Genomic DNA, 15,399 nt, shown 5'->3' with positions numbered 1-15,399 from the left:
GGCGGCCACAGCGCACAGAATAAAAGGCGAAGAAGGCGCAAAACGCAGAGATATCGGCATGCGTCGGCGACGCCAGCGGCTATTCTTCAGACGCTGCGACTATTGCGTTTGCGGCCGGCTCTGCGGGTCGTCGGCAGCCATTCCGCGCCCCACGCGGAAAGGGGGGGTATGTCACGGTCACGTCCAAAACTACCTCGGCGCACGCGACGCGCACTGCATCGTCGGCAGTCAGCCGGACGCCTGTGGCTCGTCATCGGCAGCGCGCTCACCGGTCTGTCCTTTGCACATGCGGCGCTCGCGGCGGGCAAACTTCCACAAGGCGGCACTTACGTGGCCGGCGCCGGCGCGATAGCAAGCCAGGCCAACGGCCTCGTGATCACGCAACCGGGTTCGACGCGCGGCGTGATCGAGTGGAACAGTTTTTCGATCGGCAGGAACAACAGCGTGACGTTCGACAACGGCTCGGGCGCGACGCTGAACCGCGTGACGGGCGGCTCGCCGTCCGCCATCTTCGGCAGGCTCAGTGCAACGGGGAGTCTGTATGTGATCAATCCGCAAGGCATCGTCGTGGGGCCATCGGGCGTGATCAGCACCGGTGGCCGTTTCGTCGCGTCAACGCTCGATGTCTGCGACTCCGCGTTCATGCAGGGCGGTGGTTCCCTCACGTTGTCGGGCGACCCGAACGCAAGCGTGATCAACCTCGGCAAGATCAGTTCGAGCAGCGGCGATGTGTTCCTGATTGCGCGACACGCCGTGATCAACGCGGGCACTATCACAGCGCCAAACGGCACGGCCGAACTGGCTGCTGGCGAACAGGTGTTGTTACAGGACTCGGGCAGCAGCAGACAGGTATTCGTGCAGATGGGCAGTCAGGGCACCGTGGTCAATAGAGGGCACATCAAGGCCGCGCAGGTCAGCCTGCAGGCCGCCGACGGCAATGTCTACGCGCTCGCTGGCGGCGGCACGCGCATTCGCGCGACGGGTACCGCGAATCGTGATGGCCACGTGTGGCTCGTCGCCGATGGCGGCCGTGTCAGTCAACTCGGCAAGATCTCCGCGAGCAACGCGGATGGCAGCGGCGGAACGGTCGACACGCAAGCGGCACAACTCGCATTCGGCAGGCAGGCAGCCGTTCACGCGGGCCAATGGAACCTTTTGACGCCGGCTTTCACGATCGATGATGCCGCCGCGCGCGCGTTGCAGCGCAGCCTGAACGCGGGCACGTCGATCGATGTCACGACCACAGGCGCGAACGGCGCAACGGGCGACCTGGGCATTGCTTCGAGCCTGAGCTGGAGCGGTCCGGCTTCGCTCACGCTTGCCGCGTACCACAACGTCTCCGTGACGACGGGCACGACGATAGCGAACAATGGTGCGGGCAATCTGGCCTTGCGCTCCGACGCTTCGGGCATCGATAACGGCGGCGGCGTCATCAACAATGGCACCATCGACTGGTCGAAAAGTACGGGCATCGTCAGCACGCTCTACGATATGAACGGCAGTTACAGCCCCGGCACGCTTGTCGGCAATGCGGCCTGGAGCGTGCCGCTCTACAGCGGGCTGGTGACGCAGATCACCGGCTATAAACTCGTCAATTCGGTCACGGACCTGCAGAGCATCGAGAACGATCTTGCCGGCAACTACGCACTCGGCAAGGACATCGATGCTAGCAATTCCGCGTTCACAACGCTCGGTTACTCTCCCGCCACGCCGTTCACGGGTCAGTTCGACGGTATGTGGCATACGATTTCCAACATCTCTCCGCGTTTCGACGCGGTTTTTAACGATATTGGGGCGAAGGGTGTCGTGCGCGACGTGAACGTCAACTCGAAGGTCGGCACAACGGTTTTCTTTTTTGACGGGACCGCAATATTGGCCACCAGCAATCACGGAACGGTGGCCAACGTCTTTACATCCGGGGCCATTACCTCACAGTCCAATGATGCAGGCGACTCATTCGCCGGGCTTGTCGCCACTAACTACGGGCTGATCGCGCGCTCGGGCAGCAGCGCGACGGTTACGGCCGACGGTTCTGTCGCCGGGCTGGTTATCCTTAACGAAGGTACGATCACCGAGTCATACTCGATCAGCCGAGTCTCCGGAATCAGCTCGCACGGCCCAGCGGGAGGACTCGTCGCGTACAACGGCGGAACGATCACACAGTCCTTTGTGTCGGGTCCCGTGGGGTCGGAATCGCGGCTGGTAGGCGGTGTCTGCGCCAGTTGCAGTGGTCTTGGCAACGATGTCTATTGGGACGTACAGACAACGGGACCGTCGAGTGGCGGCAACCTGCCAGCATCGAACGGGCTCACTACCGCCCAGATGAGCGCCCCGGCGAGTTTTGTCGGCTGGGACTTCGGTCCGAGTGGCGCCTGGACGATGCCGCCCGGGGCCACGCACCCCGTCCTGACCTGGCAAGTCACCGGGCAGTGAGCCATATTTTATGAGCTGGGCCAGATCAGCATGCCGACGCTGCTGCTGATCGGCCAGAAGGACACGACGGCGATCGGCAAGGACGCCTCGCCGCTCGAGGTGCGCGCGAAGCTCGGCCATTACCCCGAATTGGGCCGCGCGGCCGCGAAGGCGATTCCCCATGCGACGCTGGTTGAGTTCGCGGGGCTCGGTCACGCGCCGCAGATGCAGGACCCGGAAGCGTTTCATCAGGCACTACTCGATGGACTCGCGGCGGTGCCGACCAATCGTTGAGCGTTCAAACGGCTTTCTGTCCCGCTACCGTACTCCTGCGTCGTTCACCGCCAGGCGAAACGTCCTGGTAGCTACGTTATGGCCCTTCGCGGATTTCCAGGGAGGACGCTTGCGGACAGGCTCTAGTCGGCCAGGAACTGCTTGCGACCTGAAGACAGCCTAACCGTCAACCGAAGTGGCGGGATGCATTTCAAGCGCCGCGTTGGCGTCCCTTTTAAACGGAACCGCCGCCAGCACCGATGCAAGTACCATCAGACCTCCGCCAAACCATGCCCAGCCAGAAAGATGCTCACCGAGCCATACGTATGCGAATAGCGCGCCGAACGCGGGCTCGCTTCCCATCAGCAAAGCGACGCGCGTTGGGTTGCTGCGCTTGACGGCGAAGTTCTGTGCGAAGAAAGCGAACAACGTACAGGCGAGCACGAGGTAAGCGATGCTCGCCCAGAAGTCACCGTGCCCACTGAGCGACGGCAGCGCATCCCAATGTTGTGACGGCAGCACGAACGTCGCCAGGACACTGCCCAATGCAACGACGCCTGCCTGGACCGCCGTCACCGACAGCGGAGCAAGTTCCGATTCGCGCATCACACGCTTGGTCACGCACACCATCAGCGCACGCAGTAACGCCGCAAGAAGAATCAGCGCGTCGCCCGCGGTCGGAATGATCACGCCTGCGCTCACGAACGCAGCGCCCGTCAGCGACAGGCCCACGGCGATCCATTCGCCACTCGACGGCTTTCGTCGTAGCAACACCCATTCGACCAGCGGCGTAAGCGCGACACACAGACTGATAAGGAACGCCGCATTCGACGCGCGTGTGTGCGCTATCCCGAAAGTCTCGGCCAAAAAGATGCCGAGCAGGATTGCACTGGAGCCGAGCGCACCCAGCAAGGCGGACGCTTTGACGTGTCGGAGCGAGCGCAACGCCGGCGACAACACGAGGAACGTCAGCCCGAAGCGCAACGCCAGCAGACCGAGCACGGGATAGATCGTGAGCGCGCCTTTCACGACCCCATAACTGGTGCCCCACACCATCGCGACCGCAAGCAGCATGAGGTCGGATATCCATAACGCGCTCTTTTGCTTCGACATGACGGACCTTCCGTTTTCATTCGAACGGCCCAAATTGTCGGGTATTGCATTGGCAAATATAATCCGGGTCAGTGGAACATCTTTTATGTTTGAGATGCACAAATGACTGGCGCGCGTGCGAGGGTCGCGATGAATCCCAATGAACTCTTTGCGTTGCTACCCGACATGGCGACGTTTGCGAGGGTTGTCGACGCCGGCAACTTCTCCATTGCCGCGCGGCAACTGGGCAGTACACCGTCGACTGTCAGTCGGCAGATCAAGCGCCTTGAGGATTCGCTTGGCACGCGCTTGCTTGAGCGCTCGACCCGTAGCATCCGTTTGACGGATTCAGGCGCGCAGATCTACCGGTATTGCCGGGATATGGTCGGCGCAGCGTCGGGCGCCGTCGACGTCGCGGGACAAGTGACGGGTGATCCGCGAGGCAAGGTCAGCATCAGTGCGCCGATTTCATTTGCGAGATCTGTCATCCATCCGCTTGTTCCCGAATTTCTGCGCATGTGGCCCGACGTGGATGTCCATCTGGTCTTCGCCGACCACGAAGTCGATCCGCTACGTGACGATGTCGATATGGTGATCCGACTCACGCGTTCGCCTCCGCCAGGCCTTGCTGCCCGGCGACTTGGAGCGGTCAAATGGGTTCTATGCGCGTCACCTGCCTATCTCGCGGAACGGGGGACCCCGGCCGAGCCGCACGACCTTGCTCGGCATGCATGCATGTATCTAGGGGAGACGGTCGACGACAATCGATGGCATTTCCGCCGCGACTCTGAGACACAGTCGGTCGAAGTGAAGGGGCGATACATCGCCAATGATGCGGGCGCGCGATTGGATGCTGCGCTGCATGGCCTGGGCATTGCGAGCTTGCCCGATTTTGCTGCTGCGCAGGCGATTTCCAGGGGCGGCATTGTCCGGGTGCTGACCGACTGGGAGTTCGAGGCCCGTACATATATGGGACCGGTCTGGCTGCTTTATCCGTCGAGTCGTTTTTTACCGTCTCGAGCACGTGCGCTCATCGATTACCTGGTGAGCCAGCTTCACGACAGGTAGGCTGCCACACCGACGGCATCAGGCGCGCAGGGCTGCGCGCCTCCTTTGCTGTCAGCCGTGGTAGAAGCCGTCGGTGACCGAGTTTTGCAGCACGCCGTCGACATAGACGCCGACAGGGTCGCCATCAGCGGACGTGAGGATCGAGCCGATGTGCTGGCCGGGTAGTTTCATCCGGCCGCCTTGGATTTTGGTCATCTCCTGGTGATCAAGTTCTGCAGAATTCTGGATGTCGTCGATGGTCAGCGTGTTCATGATGTGTCTCCTTGAAAGAGGGTTGTACAAACATTTAAGCGGCCGGCTGCTTGCAGCACACAACGCACATGTCATGCCATCCGGGCGTGACATGTGCGGAGCGCATCCCCCCGTGAATCGCGATGATGCGAGTTTGGGCGCCACCATCACTTAGCCAAACGAAGTTGGAAAATCGCTGACATGGCCTTGCTTTCCTTCTCCTGCACGTACTTCAGGTCTGCCTGCTTCGCTATCCGCCCGCCACTCATGTGCGTGCCCCACATATACGCTTTGCTGCTCCTGGCCATCTCCGTCAGATCATCTACTCTTTTTCCTGTTCGAAAGCGAGGCTCTACGCCCGATCCTGACTTAATCGGTGTTGCCGCGCGCCGTGGACACGCAGATATATCTAGGCATGAACGACAGCAACGAATCGCAGGCGTTCTTGACCGAACCGCCCCACTGGTCGATGGTGGCGCATCGATTACACGTACGTGGACCTCCTGGCGGCATCCGACGTTCAAGTTCCGATGTCGCCATTTTTAATTCATCCATTGAAAGGAAATCACCCATGGACCTGAACCTGACAGGCAAGCTCGCACTGGTGAGCGGCAGCACAGCCGGCATCGGTCTCGCTATCGCCACCACGTTGGCGCAGGAGGGCGCTCGTGTGATCGTGAACGGCCGCGCCCAGTCATCTGTGGACGACGTGGTCGCGCAGCTGAAAGCGCAGACGGGCAGCGACGTGCAGGGATTTGCGGGCGATCTCAGTACGGCCGCTTCAGCAGAAGAGCTCGCGCGACGCTATCCGGACGTGGAAATTCTGGTCAACAACCTGGGCATCTTCGAGCCCAAGCCGTTTGAAGAGATTCCCGATGCGGACTGGCAGCGGTTCTTCGACGTCAATGTCTTGAGTGGGGTACGCCTCGCTCGCCTGTTTTTGCCTGCGATGAGGCAGGCCAACTGGGGGCGCATCATTTTCATTTCGAGCGAAAGTGCGGTGCAGATTCCAGCTGAAATGATCCACTACGGGATGACGAAAACCGCGCAGCTGGCGGTCTCGCGGGGGCTCGCCGAAGCCGTTGCCGGCACGGGCATTACGGTCAATAGCGTGCTGCCGGGGCCGACGAAATCGCGGGGAGTGGGTGAATTCGTGGAGACCCTTGCCAAGGCCGACGGCAAATCGTTTGAAGCGTTCGAAACAGAGTTCTTCGAGAAGGTCCGTCCCACCTCGCTCATCAAGCGATTTGGTTCGCCGCAGGAAATCGCGTCGCTCGTGGCCTATATCGCCAGTCCGCTTTCGTCGGCCACGACGGGAGCCGCGTTGCGGGCCGACGGGGGCGTTATAAAGAGCGCCTTCTAGACCCCGAAGGCATTGGGCCGACTTCTCACACGACCGGCCCCAACTCAGTGCAAAGACAAGGGCGGCTTGCCATGAGCCGCCCTTTTTTCGTGCGTCGCCGTGTCCGCCGATCGGTTCGCGAACCGCTTATCTGGCCGCCATCATTTCATCGCGCACCTCGGCGCCGATCTCGAACGAGCGCAGCCGCGCGGCGTGATCGTAAATCTGCGCGGTCAGCATCAACTCGTTCGCGCCGGTCTGCTCGATGATCGATTGCAGACCTTCGCGGATTGCGTCGCGATCGCCGAGCACCGTGCAGGCGAGCGCACGCGCGACGTTGTTCAACTCCATCTCCGACGCGTCGAGCCGCTCGACCGGCGGCTGCAATCGTCCCGGTGTGCCGCGCCGCAGATTGATGAACTGCTGCTGCAGCGACGTGAACAGGCGTGCGGCTTCGTCGTTCGTGTCGGCGGCGAACAGATTGACGCCGACCATCGCATAGGGCTTCGCCAGCGTCGCGGACGGCCGGAACTGCGTGCGATACACCTGCAACGCGGTCATCATGTAATCGGGCGCGAAGTGCGACGCGAACGCGAACGGCAGCCCGAGCGCCGCGGCCAGTTGCGCGCTGTACAGCGACGAACCGAGCAGCCACAGCGGCACGTTCAGGCCCGCGCCCGGCACCGCGCGAATGCGCTGGCCCGCGACCGGCTCAGCGAAATACCGTTGCAATTCGACGACGTCGTCGGGGAAGGTTTCGGCGCTCGCCTGGAGATCGCGGCGCAGCGCGCGAGCGGTGGTCTGATCGGTGCCGGGCGCGCGGCCGAGGCCGAGATCGATCCGCCCCGGATACAGCGACGCGAGCGTGCCGAACTGCTCGGCGATCACGAGCGGCGCATGGTTCGGCAGCATGATGCCGCCGGAGCCGACGCGAATCGTCTTCGTGCCGCCGGCCACGTAGCCGATCACGACCGAGGTCGCCGCGCTCGCGATACCGGTCATGTTGTGATGCTCGGCGAGCCAGTAACGCTTGTAGTTCAGCTTTTCCGCGTGCTGCGCGAGTGACAGTGTGTTCCTGAACGCGTCAGCCGGCGTGGCACCCGCGGTGACCGGCGAAAGATCGAGAACCGAGAAGGGGATCATTGTCTGTTGATTGCGATGGGCGGCGCTTTTGCGCGATGGGGCATTGTGGCAAAGCGGCGCCTTTTCTGCTGGCGGCGCGGCGATGCCCCTGTCGACCGAAGGGTCGGCAGGACCGATGAGGCGCACTGAGGCGCGACCCATGGCGCGGAAATTGCGCGTGCGTAGCGTGTTCGTGCGGCGGTGCTTCGCATTCGCAGTGCGCCCGAATCAGCAATCCAGCGAGTGACCGTGCGCCGATCGGAATTCGAGTGTACGGTTAAGTATCGGTGCGGTGACGCGACCCGTTGCCGGACATCCGGAATGTAGCGAAGGAGTTCCCGATCCCATGAATGTCGTCAAAGAGTTTCGTACCCGGTCATTCCAAGACGTGTCCCACGCATTGCTCGACCGCGAGGAGATCGCGCTCGTCGACGTGCGTGAGGAAGATCCGCACGCGCGCAGTCATCCGTTGTTCGCCGCCAATCTGCCGCTGTCGCGGCTCGAACTCGACGCGCCGCTGCGGCTGCCTCGCCCGGCCGTGCCGATCGTCGTGTTCGATGCCGGCGAAGGCCTCGCGAGGCGTGCGGCCGAGCGCTTCGCCGAACTCGGCTATACCAACGTCGCCTTGCTCGAGGGCGGCCTGCAAGGCTGGCGCGAAGCGGGCGGCGAGTTGTTCAAGGATGTCAACGTGCCGAGCAAGGCGTTCGGCGAACTGGTCGAAAGCGTGCGTCATACGCCGTCGCTGTCCGCGCAGCAGGTGCAGGCGCTGCTCGATCGCGAGGCCGATGTCGTGGTGCTCGACGCGCGCCGCTTCGACGAGTTTCAGATCATGAACATCCCCGGCAGCATCAGCGTGCCGGGCGCGGAGCTGGTGCTGCGCGCCCGGCAGCTCGCGCCGGATCCGGCCACGCGCATCATCGTCAATTGCGCGGGGCGCACGCGCAGCATCATCGGCGCGCAGTCGCTGATCAACGCGGGCGTGCCGAATCCGGTGGCCGCGCTGCGCAACGGCACGATGGGCTGGACGCTCGCCGGTCAACCGCTCGCGCACGGCAGCGCGCGGCGTGTCGAAGGCGCGGTCGACGACGCTTCCCGTCTGGCCGCGGCAGACGGCGCGCGCGCGCTTGCCGACCGGGCGCGCGTGCGCCGCACGTCGCGCGACGAAGCGCGCCGCTGGGCCGACGAAGCGATGCGTACCGTCTATCGCTTCGACGTTCGCAACCCCGAGGAATACGAGGCGGGCCATGTGCCCGGTTTTCGCAGCGCGCCGGGCGGCCAGCTCGTGCAGGAAACCGACCTGTTCGTGACGGTGCGCGGCGCGCGCGTGATCCTCGCGGACAGCGACGGTGTGCGCGCGAACATGACCGCATCGTGGCTCGCGCAGATGAACGTAGAGGTGTACGTGGTCGATGGCCTGACGGCGGCCGATTTCGCCGAGAAGGGCATGGCGCCGTTGGCGCGCAACGCGGTCACGCCGCCCGACGTCGACGACATCGCGCCGGCCGAGCTCGCCGCGCTGCTGCAGTCGACGGGAACCGTCGTGCTCGACTTCACGAGCAGCACGCACTATCTGAGGCGGCATATTCCGGGCGCGTGGTTCGTGATCCGCAGTCAGCTCGCCGACGCGCTGCGCACGCTGCCCGACGCGAAGCGCTATGTGCTCACGTGCGGCAGCGACGTGCTCGCGCGCTTCGTCGCGCCGGAGCTCGCCGCGGCGACCGGGCGGCCGGTGCAGGTGCTGCGCGGCGGCACGATCGCGTGGATCGACGCGGGCCTGCCCGTGGAGTCGGGCGGCACGCGGATGGCGTCGCCGCGGATCGATCGCTATCAGCGGCCGTATGAGGGCACCGAGAACGCGCGCGAAGCGATGAGCGCGTATCTGGAGTGGGAGCATGGGCTCGTCGCGCAACTCGCGCGCGACGGCACGCACGGCTTTCGTGTGATTTGATGGGCCGGCCATCCGGCGGCCGGCCATCCGGGGGCCGGCCATCCGGCACCCCTCTTGCGCCACGCGAATCTTCTGCCGATTCGGTGTAAACGCGCTCTCGTCGAAAGCCTCCGATGCGTTTAGATTAGCGGCATCTGGAAGGCTTTTCGAGGGACCAGGGCGGCCATAAAAGGCAGCGGTTTGTCATTCGGCGATGGCGCAAGGTGAGTAGCCAAGGTTGCTCATCGCTTCGTCTGGAGCAGACCGCTGCGCGTCGTCCGCGGTGCCTCGCGCAAGGCGGCTAATGAGCCGCCGTCACTTTCGGTTGATCCTATCGACCGACATGGCGACGCTGTACACAGCGTCGCCTTTTTGCTTCTGGCGTGCCCATCTCGACGGACCTCAGCCGGTCCATTAGTGCTACGCGCAACACGTTGCGTGCGTAGCCGCACCCGTCGCGCCCGCGTTGCTCGCGGTTTTCTCCGTGCGCGGTTATCCTTGTAGTACACACTACAGACCGGCCAGGCGCCGCGACGACAGATCCCACACATCCGGACAGGAACCGAAGTGAGCCTCAAACCGCTGGGCGTCACGCTACTGATAGCGTGCTTTGCGCTGACCGGCTGCGACCAACAGCAGAGCGATCAAGCCGTGCAAAAACTCAAGGACTTTTTCAACGCCGTCAAACCGGACGCGTTGCTGCTCAAGAACATGACGCCGGGCGTCACGACCGAAGCGCAAATCCTCGCGCAGATGGGCAAGCCCGAGACCACGCGCACCTTCACCGACGGCTCGAAGCGCTTCGAATATCCGCGCGGCCCGCAAGGCCTGAACACCTACATGGTCGACATCGATCGCGACGGCAAGCTGCAGGCGATCACGCAGGTGCTGACCGCGGACAACTTCGCGCAGGTTCGCTCGGGCATGACCGAGGACGAGGTGCGGCGCTTGCTTGGCAAGCCTGGACAGGTGGCGGTGTTTCCGCTGAAGCCGGAAACCGTGTGGAGCTGGAAATGGCGCGAGGGCGGCGTGACCGAAGAAGGCATCTTCAACGTTCACTTCGACCGGAACCAGAGGGTGTACACCACGTCACGCTCGGACGTGATCCGCGGGCGATAGGCGGGGGCAATGTCGATCAGAAGACGGCCGGATAAGCGGGCCGAAAAAGCGGGGTAGGCATGATACGTCGACGTCGATACAGCCGGATCGGGCTGGTGTTGGGGGGCGGCGCCGCGCGCGGCTGGGCGCATATCGGCGCGATTCGCGCGCTGCAAGACGCGGGCATCAGGCCCGACGTCGTGTGCGGCACGTCGATCGGCGCGCTGGTCGGCGCGGTCTATGCGAACGGCGATCTCGACTGGCTCGAGGAGTGGGTGTCGCGCCTCACGTGGCAGACCGTGGTGCGGCTGCTCGATCTGCGCATCTCGGGCGGCCTGCTTGGCGGGCGCAAGGTGATCCAGCTATTCGCCGACAAATTCGCCGGCTGCTCGATCGCGCAACTGCACATGCCGTTCGCGGCGGTCGCGACCGAACTCGACACGGGCCGCGAAATCTGGCTGCAGGACGGCAGCACGATCGACTCGGTGCGCGCATCCATTGCGATTCCGGGCATCTTCACGCCGGTATGGCACAACGGCGTGTGGCTCGTCGACGGCGGGCTCAGCAATCCGGTGCCGGTGTCGGTCGCGCGGGGCATGCGCGCGGACTGCGTGATCGCGATCGATCTGAACAACGACATCCTGAACGGCCGCGATTTCGGCGGCCCGGTCATTCAAACGCCCGCGCTCGATCCCACCGCACCGCCGCCCGTCGCGCTGCGCCGCAACGGCAAGCCATGGCCGCGCTGGCTCGCGCCGGCGGAGGCGAGCGCCACCGACGACGTGCGCGTGCCGCCGAAGCCAAGCGCGCAGGTGCCGTCGATGCTGAGCTCGATCGCGCAAAGCATCGACATCATGCAAGTGCGCATCACGCGCAGCCGGCTCGCTGGCGAACCGGCCGATATCCTGATCCAGCCGCGTCTCGGCGGCATGGGCATCTTCGATTTTCATCGCGCGGCGCCAGCCATCGAGGAAGGGCGCGAGGCGGTCGAGCAGATGCTGCCGGCGATTCGCGCGCGGCTCGGGCTCGACTGAGCGCGAGCTGTCAGGCGTCGGAGCCGGCGTGGACGCGCTGATGCAACGGCGCGACGCGATCGGGCGGTGCGACCGCCGTCGGCGCGGCCTATCGAAAAAGCGACCCGAAACTTGCGAAATCGCCGCACGGCCAGGCGCGCGCGGCGCGCCCGACAACACGATAACCCCCGTGAAACCAAGCGCTACGAGGGTTCCGTCGTGCGTCGAAGTGTCATGTTGCGTCGCAGCAAACCACCCGCTGGGTATTTGAGAAATTGATTTCAGCTTGCGAGACTCCGCGCCATGCCGGAGCAGCGAGCAGCCCATGAAGCCGCCGCCATCCGCGCCAATTCTACGAACCTGGATGGAGACACGCGTGTTCCTATACGGCTTTGGTCCCGTGCTGCTCGCCGGCACGCTCCAGACGATCGAGCTGTCCGTTCTGTCGCTGGCGGCCGCTGTGTTGCTCGGCCTCGCGGGCGCGGCGGCGAAACTCTCGTTCAACCGGCCCCTGCGGGTCATCGCGACCGGCTACACGACGCTGATCCGCTCGGTGCCCGACCTCGTGCTGATGCTGCTGCTGTTCTACAGCATCCAGATCTGGCTCAATGATCTGACCGACATGTTCAGCATCGAGCAGATCGACATCGATCCGTTCGTGGCCGGCGTGCTGACGCTCGGTTTCATCTACGGCGCGTATTTCACCGAGACGTTTCGCGGCGCCTTTCTCGCGGTGCCGCGCGGCCAGCTCGAAGCGGGCAGCGCGTACGGCATGAGCGGCGTGCGCGTGTTCACGCGCATCCTGTTCCCGCAGATGATGCGCTTCGCGCTGCCCGGCATCGGCAACAACTGGCAGGTGCTCGTGAAGGCCACCGCGCTCGTGTCGATCATCGGTCTCGCCGACGTCGTCAAGGCTGCGCAGGACGCGGGCAAAAGCACCTTCAACATGTTCTTCTTCATTCTCGTCGCCGCGCTGATCTATCTGGCGATCACCACCGTATCGAACCTCGTGCTGATCTGGCTGAACCGCCGCTATTCGATCGGCGTGCGACACGCGGAGCTCTGAGCGTCATGATCGACATTCTCAATCAATTCTGGAAGGCGTATCTGTTCTGGGACGGGCAACGCCTGTCGGGTCTTGCGGTGACGCTGTGGCTGCTGGTCGCGTCGATCGCGATCGGCTTCGTGTGCGCCGTGCCGCTCGCGGTTGCGCGCGTGTCGAAGAAGCGCTGGCTGTCGACGCCGGTACGTCTGTACACCTACGTATTTCGCGGCACGCCGCTCTACGTCCAGCTGCTGTTGATCTACACCGGCGTGTACAGTCTCGCGTTCGTGCGCTCGCACAGTCTGCTCGACGCGTTCTTTCGCAGCGGCTTTCACTGTGCGATCCTCGCGTTCGCCTTGAACACCTGCGCGTACACGACCGAGATTTTCGCGGGCGCGATCCGCTCGACCTCGCACGGCGAAGTCGAGGCGGCGCGTGCCTACGGCATGAGCGCGTTCACGATGTACTGGCGCATTGTGATACCGTCCGCGCTGCGCCGCGCGTTGCCGTTGTACAGTAACGAAGTGATCCTGATGCTGCACGCGACGACGGTCGCGTTCACGGCCACGGTGCCCGACATCCTGAAGGTCGCGCGCGACGCGAACTCGGCGACCTACCAGTCGTTCAACGCGTTCGGGCTCGCGGCGCTGATTTATCTCGTGGTGTCGTTCGCGCTCGTCGCGCTGTTCCGGCGTGCCGAGCGTCGCTGGCTCGCGCATCTCGCGGTGCGCACGCACTGAGCGCGCGTTGACGACATAGCATCGGGCGCCTCGAGCTTCGGCAGGGCGGCGTCCGCACCAGACCGATCCGTATTCTCACTGGGAGAGCATCTTGCTCCATACCACTCAAACCGAAGCTTGCAAGCTCGCCGTACAGGACATCCACAAGCGCTACGGCGACAACGAAGTGCTCAAGGGCGTGTCGCTCAACGCGAACAAGGGCGACGTGATCAGCATCATCGGCGCGAGCGGCTCGGGCAAGAGCACTTTCCTGCGTTGCATCAATTTTCTCGAGCGGCCGAACGCCGGGCAGATCATCGTCGACGGCGAAGCGGTCAAGACGAAGACCGATCGCGCCGGCAATCTCGAAGTCGCCGATCACAAGCAGCTGCAGCGCATCCGCACGAAGCTCGCGATGGTGTTCCAGCACTTCAACCTGTGGGCGCACATGAACGTGCTCGAGAACGTGATCGAAGCGCCGATTCATGTGCTCGGTCTGAAGCGCAAGGAGGCCGAGGATCGGGCGCGCGAGTATCTGGAGAAGGTCGGGCTCGCGCCGCGTCTCGAGAAGCAGTATCCGTCGCATCTGTCGGGCGGCCAGCAGCAGCGTGTCGCGATCGCGCGCGCGCTCGCGATGGACCCGGACGTGATGCTGTTCGACGAACCGACCTCCGCGCTCGACCCCGAACTGGTCGGCGAAGTGCTGAAGGTGATGCAGAAGCTCGCCGACGAAGGCCGCACGATGATCGTCGTCACGCACGAAATGGGCTTCGCGCGCAATGTGTCGAACCATGTGATGTTCCTGCACCAGGGCCGTACCGAGGAGGAGGGCAATCCCGCCGAGGTGCTGAGCGCGCCGCGCAGCGAGCGCCTGAAGCAGTTCCTGTCCGGCAGCCTGAAGTAACGCGCGGCTCGCTTTTCACGGACACCCGATGGCCCGCACGTCCAGCCCGGCTCGCACGACCCAGGTCGTGATCGTGGCACTGCCGCCCGTGTCGATGTCGGGCGTCGGGCCGATCGTCGACGCGCTCAGTCTCGCCAACGAAATCGACGGCCGTGCGCTGTATCGCGTGCAGGTATGTTCGTGGGACGGCCGCGCGGTGCCGCTCGCGGGCGGCGCGCAATGGCCGGCCGATGCCGCGTTCGGCGACGCGATCGCGTGTGACTGGCTGATCATCGTCAGCGAGCGGTTCCAGCAGTTCGCCGACTATCGTCTGTTTCTCGCGAGCCTCGCGCGCGTCGGTCAGCGCACGCCGCTCGTCACCGGTATCCACCACGGCGTGTGGTGGCTCGCGATGGCGGGGCAGTTGTCCGGCTATCGCGTCAGCGTGAACTGGGAAACCTATCAGCAGTTCTCCGAACAGTTCGAACGCTCGATCGTCACGCAGCAGATCTTCGAAATCGATCGCGATCGCGCGACCTGCGCGGGCGGCCAGGCGACCGTCGACTTCATGCTCGCGATGATCGGCCGCGAGCACGGGCCCGAACTCGCGGAGCGCATCGCCGATACGCTCGGCGTAGGCGTGCTGCGCGCGGGCGAGGAGCGTCAGCGCATTCCGTTCGTGACCGCGCCGGGCGAGCGTCACCCGCGCCTGAACGACGCGCTGCTGCTGATGGAAGCCAATATCGAGGACCCGCTGACCACCGATGAAATCGCCGGCTTCGTCGGCGTCTCGCGGCGGCAGCTCGAGCGCCTGTTTCGCCAGTATCTCGGCTCGATGCCGTCCAAATACTATCTGGGGCTGCGGCTGTCGAAGGCGCGCACGCAATTGCAGCGCACCAGCAAATCCGTCGTGCAGATCAGCCTCGCATGCGGGTTTGCGTCGGCGGCGCACTTTTCGAATGCGTATCGGGAGCGCTTCGGCGTCACCCCGCGCGAGGATCGCCGCAACTGGATCGACCGCCAGACCGGCGCGCACGGCAGCGCGAGCGAGCCGCGGCCGGCCGCGCTGATCGAGCGGCCCGAGCTCGATTGACGCAAGCCATCTGAAAGCGAAACCGCGGCAAGTTCAGCGCAAAGCTCGACAGCCGCGACGCGCGGAACCTCATAGAAAGCG

The 15,399-nt window shown here is 64.1% G+C and carries 13 protein-coding genes and 1 pseudogene; 11 read left to right on the top strand and 3 right to left on the bottom strand.

What is annotated here, in order from left to right; genetic code table 11:
* Positions 1-168 precede the first annotated feature (168 nt).
* Together HDG34_RS21370 and HDG34_RS21365 are read left to right on the top strand one after the other, a co-directional pair.
* Positions 169-2,433, top strand: a complete 2,265-nt coding sequence (locus HDG34_RS21370) for a filamentous hemagglutinin N-terminal domain-containing protein (protein WP_184062063.1) — start codon at positions 169-171, stop codon at positions 2,431-2,433.
* A 3-nt stretch (positions 2,434-2,436) separates the two neighbouring features.
* A pseudogene (locus tag HDG34_RS21365) lies at positions 2,437-2,706 on the top strand (alpha/beta fold hydrolase); the annotation flags it as partial.
* A gap of 159 nt (positions 2,707-2,865) precedes the next feature.
* Here the strand turns inward: HDG34_RS21365 and HDG34_RS21360 are convergent.
* Positions 2,866-3,798 (bottom strand): DMT family transporter, encoded by a 933-nt coding sequence (locus HDG34_RS21360; RefSeq protein WP_184062062.1) that lies wholly within the window; start codon positions 3,796-3,798, stop codon positions 2,866-2,868.
* Positions 3,799-3,927: 129 nt separating this feature from the next.
* On the opposite strand from HDG34_RS21360, the gene HDG34_RS21355 reads away from it, so the two are divergent.
* Complete coding sequence (locus HDG34_RS21355; RefSeq protein ID WP_184062061.1) at positions 3,928-4,845, top strand: LysR family transcriptional regulator; 918 nt, start codon at positions 3,928-3,930, stop codon at positions 4,843-4,845.
* A gap of 51 nt (positions 4,846-4,896) precedes the next feature.
* Here the strand turns inward: HDG34_RS21355 and HDG34_RS21350 are convergent, their stop codons facing one another.
* Positions 4,897-5,097 carry a hypothetical protein gene (locus tag HDG34_RS21350; protein WP_184062060.1) on the bottom strand — a complete coding sequence of 67 codons (201 nt, stop codon included), beginning with the start codon at positions 5,095-5,097 and terminating at the stop codon, positions 4,897-4,899.
* Positions 5,098-5,647: 550 nt separating this feature from the next.
* On the opposite strand from HDG34_RS21350, the gene HDG34_RS21345 reads away from it, so the two are divergent.
* Positions 5,648-6,439: an SDR family NAD(P)-dependent oxidoreductase gene (locus tag HDG34_RS21345; protein ID WP_184062059.1), complete on the top strand. Its 792-nt coding sequence runs from the start codon at positions 5,648-5,650 to the stop codon at positions 6,437-6,439.
* 126 nt (positions 6,440-6,565) lie between these two features.
* Here HDG34_RS21345 and HDG34_RS21340 read toward each other — a convergent pair whose 3' ends face one another.
* Positions 6,566-7,561: an LLM class flavin-dependent oxidoreductase gene (locus HDG34_RS21340; RefSeq protein WP_184062058.1), complete on the bottom strand. Its 996-nt coding sequence runs from the start codon at positions 7,559-7,561 to the stop codon at positions 6,566-6,568.
* A gap of 325 nt (positions 7,562-7,886) precedes the next feature.
* On the opposite strand from HDG34_RS21340, the gene HDG34_RS21335 reads away from it, so the two are divergent.
* The 7 genes from HDG34_RS21335 to HDG34_RS21305 all read left to right on the top strand — a co-directional run bounded on the left by HDG34_RS21335 (position 7,887) and on the right by HDG34_RS21305 (position 15,318).
* Positions 7,887-9,488: a rhodanese-related sulfurtransferase gene (locus tag HDG34_RS21335; RefSeq protein ID WP_184062057.1), complete on the top strand. Its 1,602-nt coding sequence runs from the start codon at positions 7,887-7,889 to the stop codon at positions 9,486-9,488.
* 546 nt (positions 9,489-10,034) lie between these two features.
* Entirely contained in the window at positions 10,035-10,586 is a 552-nt protein-coding gene (bamE, locus tag HDG34_RS21330; RefSeq protein WP_090803993.1) for an outer membrane protein assembly factor BamE, read from the top strand.
* A 59-nt stretch (positions 10,587-10,645) separates the two neighbouring features.
* A complete protein-coding gene (locus tag HDG34_RS21325) occupies positions 10,646-11,599 on the top strand; it encodes a patatin-like phospholipase family protein (protein ID WP_184044233.1) in 954 nt (317 codons plus the stop codon).
* Between the two features lie 355 nt (positions 11,600-11,954).
* Positions 11,955-12,644, top strand: a complete 690-nt coding sequence (locus tag HDG34_RS21320; RefSeq protein ID WP_090805677.1) for an ABC transporter permease — start codon at positions 11,955-11,957, stop codon at positions 12,642-12,644.
* 5 nt (positions 12,645-12,649) lie between these two features.
* Positions 12,650-13,363, top strand: coding sequence for an ABC transporter permease (locus HDG34_RS21315; protein ID WP_184062056.1), 714 nt, complete (start codon positions 12,650-12,652; stop codon positions 13,361-13,363).
* A gap of 91 nt (positions 13,364-13,454) precedes the next feature.
* The gene (locus HDG34_RS21310) at positions 13,455-14,246 is read left to right on the top strand and encodes an ABC transporter ATP-binding protein (protein ID WP_184032922.1); all 792 of its coding nucleotides are present in this window, start codon (positions 13,455-13,457) and stop codon (positions 14,244-14,246) included.
* A gap of 28 nt (positions 14,247-14,274) precedes the next feature.
* Positions 14,275-15,318 (top strand): GlxA family transcriptional regulator, encoded by a 1,044-nt coding sequence (locus tag HDG34_RS21305; protein ID WP_184062055.1) that lies wholly within the window; start codon positions 14,275-14,277, stop codon positions 15,316-15,318.
* Positions 15,319-15,399: the final 81 nt, after the last annotated feature.

Origin of the sequence: Paraburkholderia sp. HC6.4b (genome assembly GCF_014200875.1) — a bacterium.
Classification (GTDB): Bacteria; Pseudomonadota; Gammaproteobacteria; order Burkholderiales; family Burkholderiaceae; genus Paraburkholderia; species Paraburkholderia tuberum.
Note: the sequence above shows the minus strand (reverse complement) of the source record. Positions and strands in the feature narration are given on the sequence as shown.

Coding starts and splice junctions, on each gene's coding strand:
- HDG34_RS21315 (WP_184062056.1), top strand. CDS start 12,650: ATGATCGACATTCTCAATCAATTCTGGAAGGCGTATCTGTTCTGGGAC.
- HDG34_RS21355 (WP_184062061.1), top strand. CDS start 3,928: ATGAATCCCAATGAACTCTTTGCGTTGCTACCCGACATGGCGACGTTT.
- HDG34_RS21325 (WP_184044233.1), top strand. CDS start 10,646: ATGATACGTCGACGTCGATACAGCCGGATCGGGCTGGTGTTGGGGGGC.
- HDG34_RS21360 (WP_184062062.1), bottom strand. CDS start 3,798: ATGTCGAAGCAAAAGAGCGCGTTATGGATATCCGACCTCATGCTGCTT.
- HDG34_RS21370 (WP_184062063.1), top strand. CDS start 169: ATGTCACGGTCACGTCCAAAACTACCTCGGCGCACGCGACGCGCACTG.
- HDG34_RS21345 (WP_184062059.1), top strand. CDS start 5,648: ATGGACCTGAACCTGACAGGCAAGCTCGCACTGGTGAGCGGCAGCACA.
- HDG34_RS21335 (WP_184062057.1), top strand. CDS start 7,887: ATGAATGTCGTCAAAGAGTTTCGTACCCGGTCATTCCAAGACGTGTCC.
- HDG34_RS21305 (WP_184062055.1), top strand. CDS start 14,275: ATGGCCCGCACGTCCAGCCCGGCTCGCACGACCCAGGTCGTGATCGTG.
- HDG34_RS21340 (WP_184062058.1), bottom strand. CDS start 7,561: ATGATCCCCTTCTCGGTTCTCGATCTTTCGCCGGTCACCGCGGGTGCC.
- HDG34_RS21350 (WP_184062060.1), bottom strand. CDS start 5,097: ATGAACACGCTGACCATCGACGACATCCAGAATTCTGCAGAACTTGAT.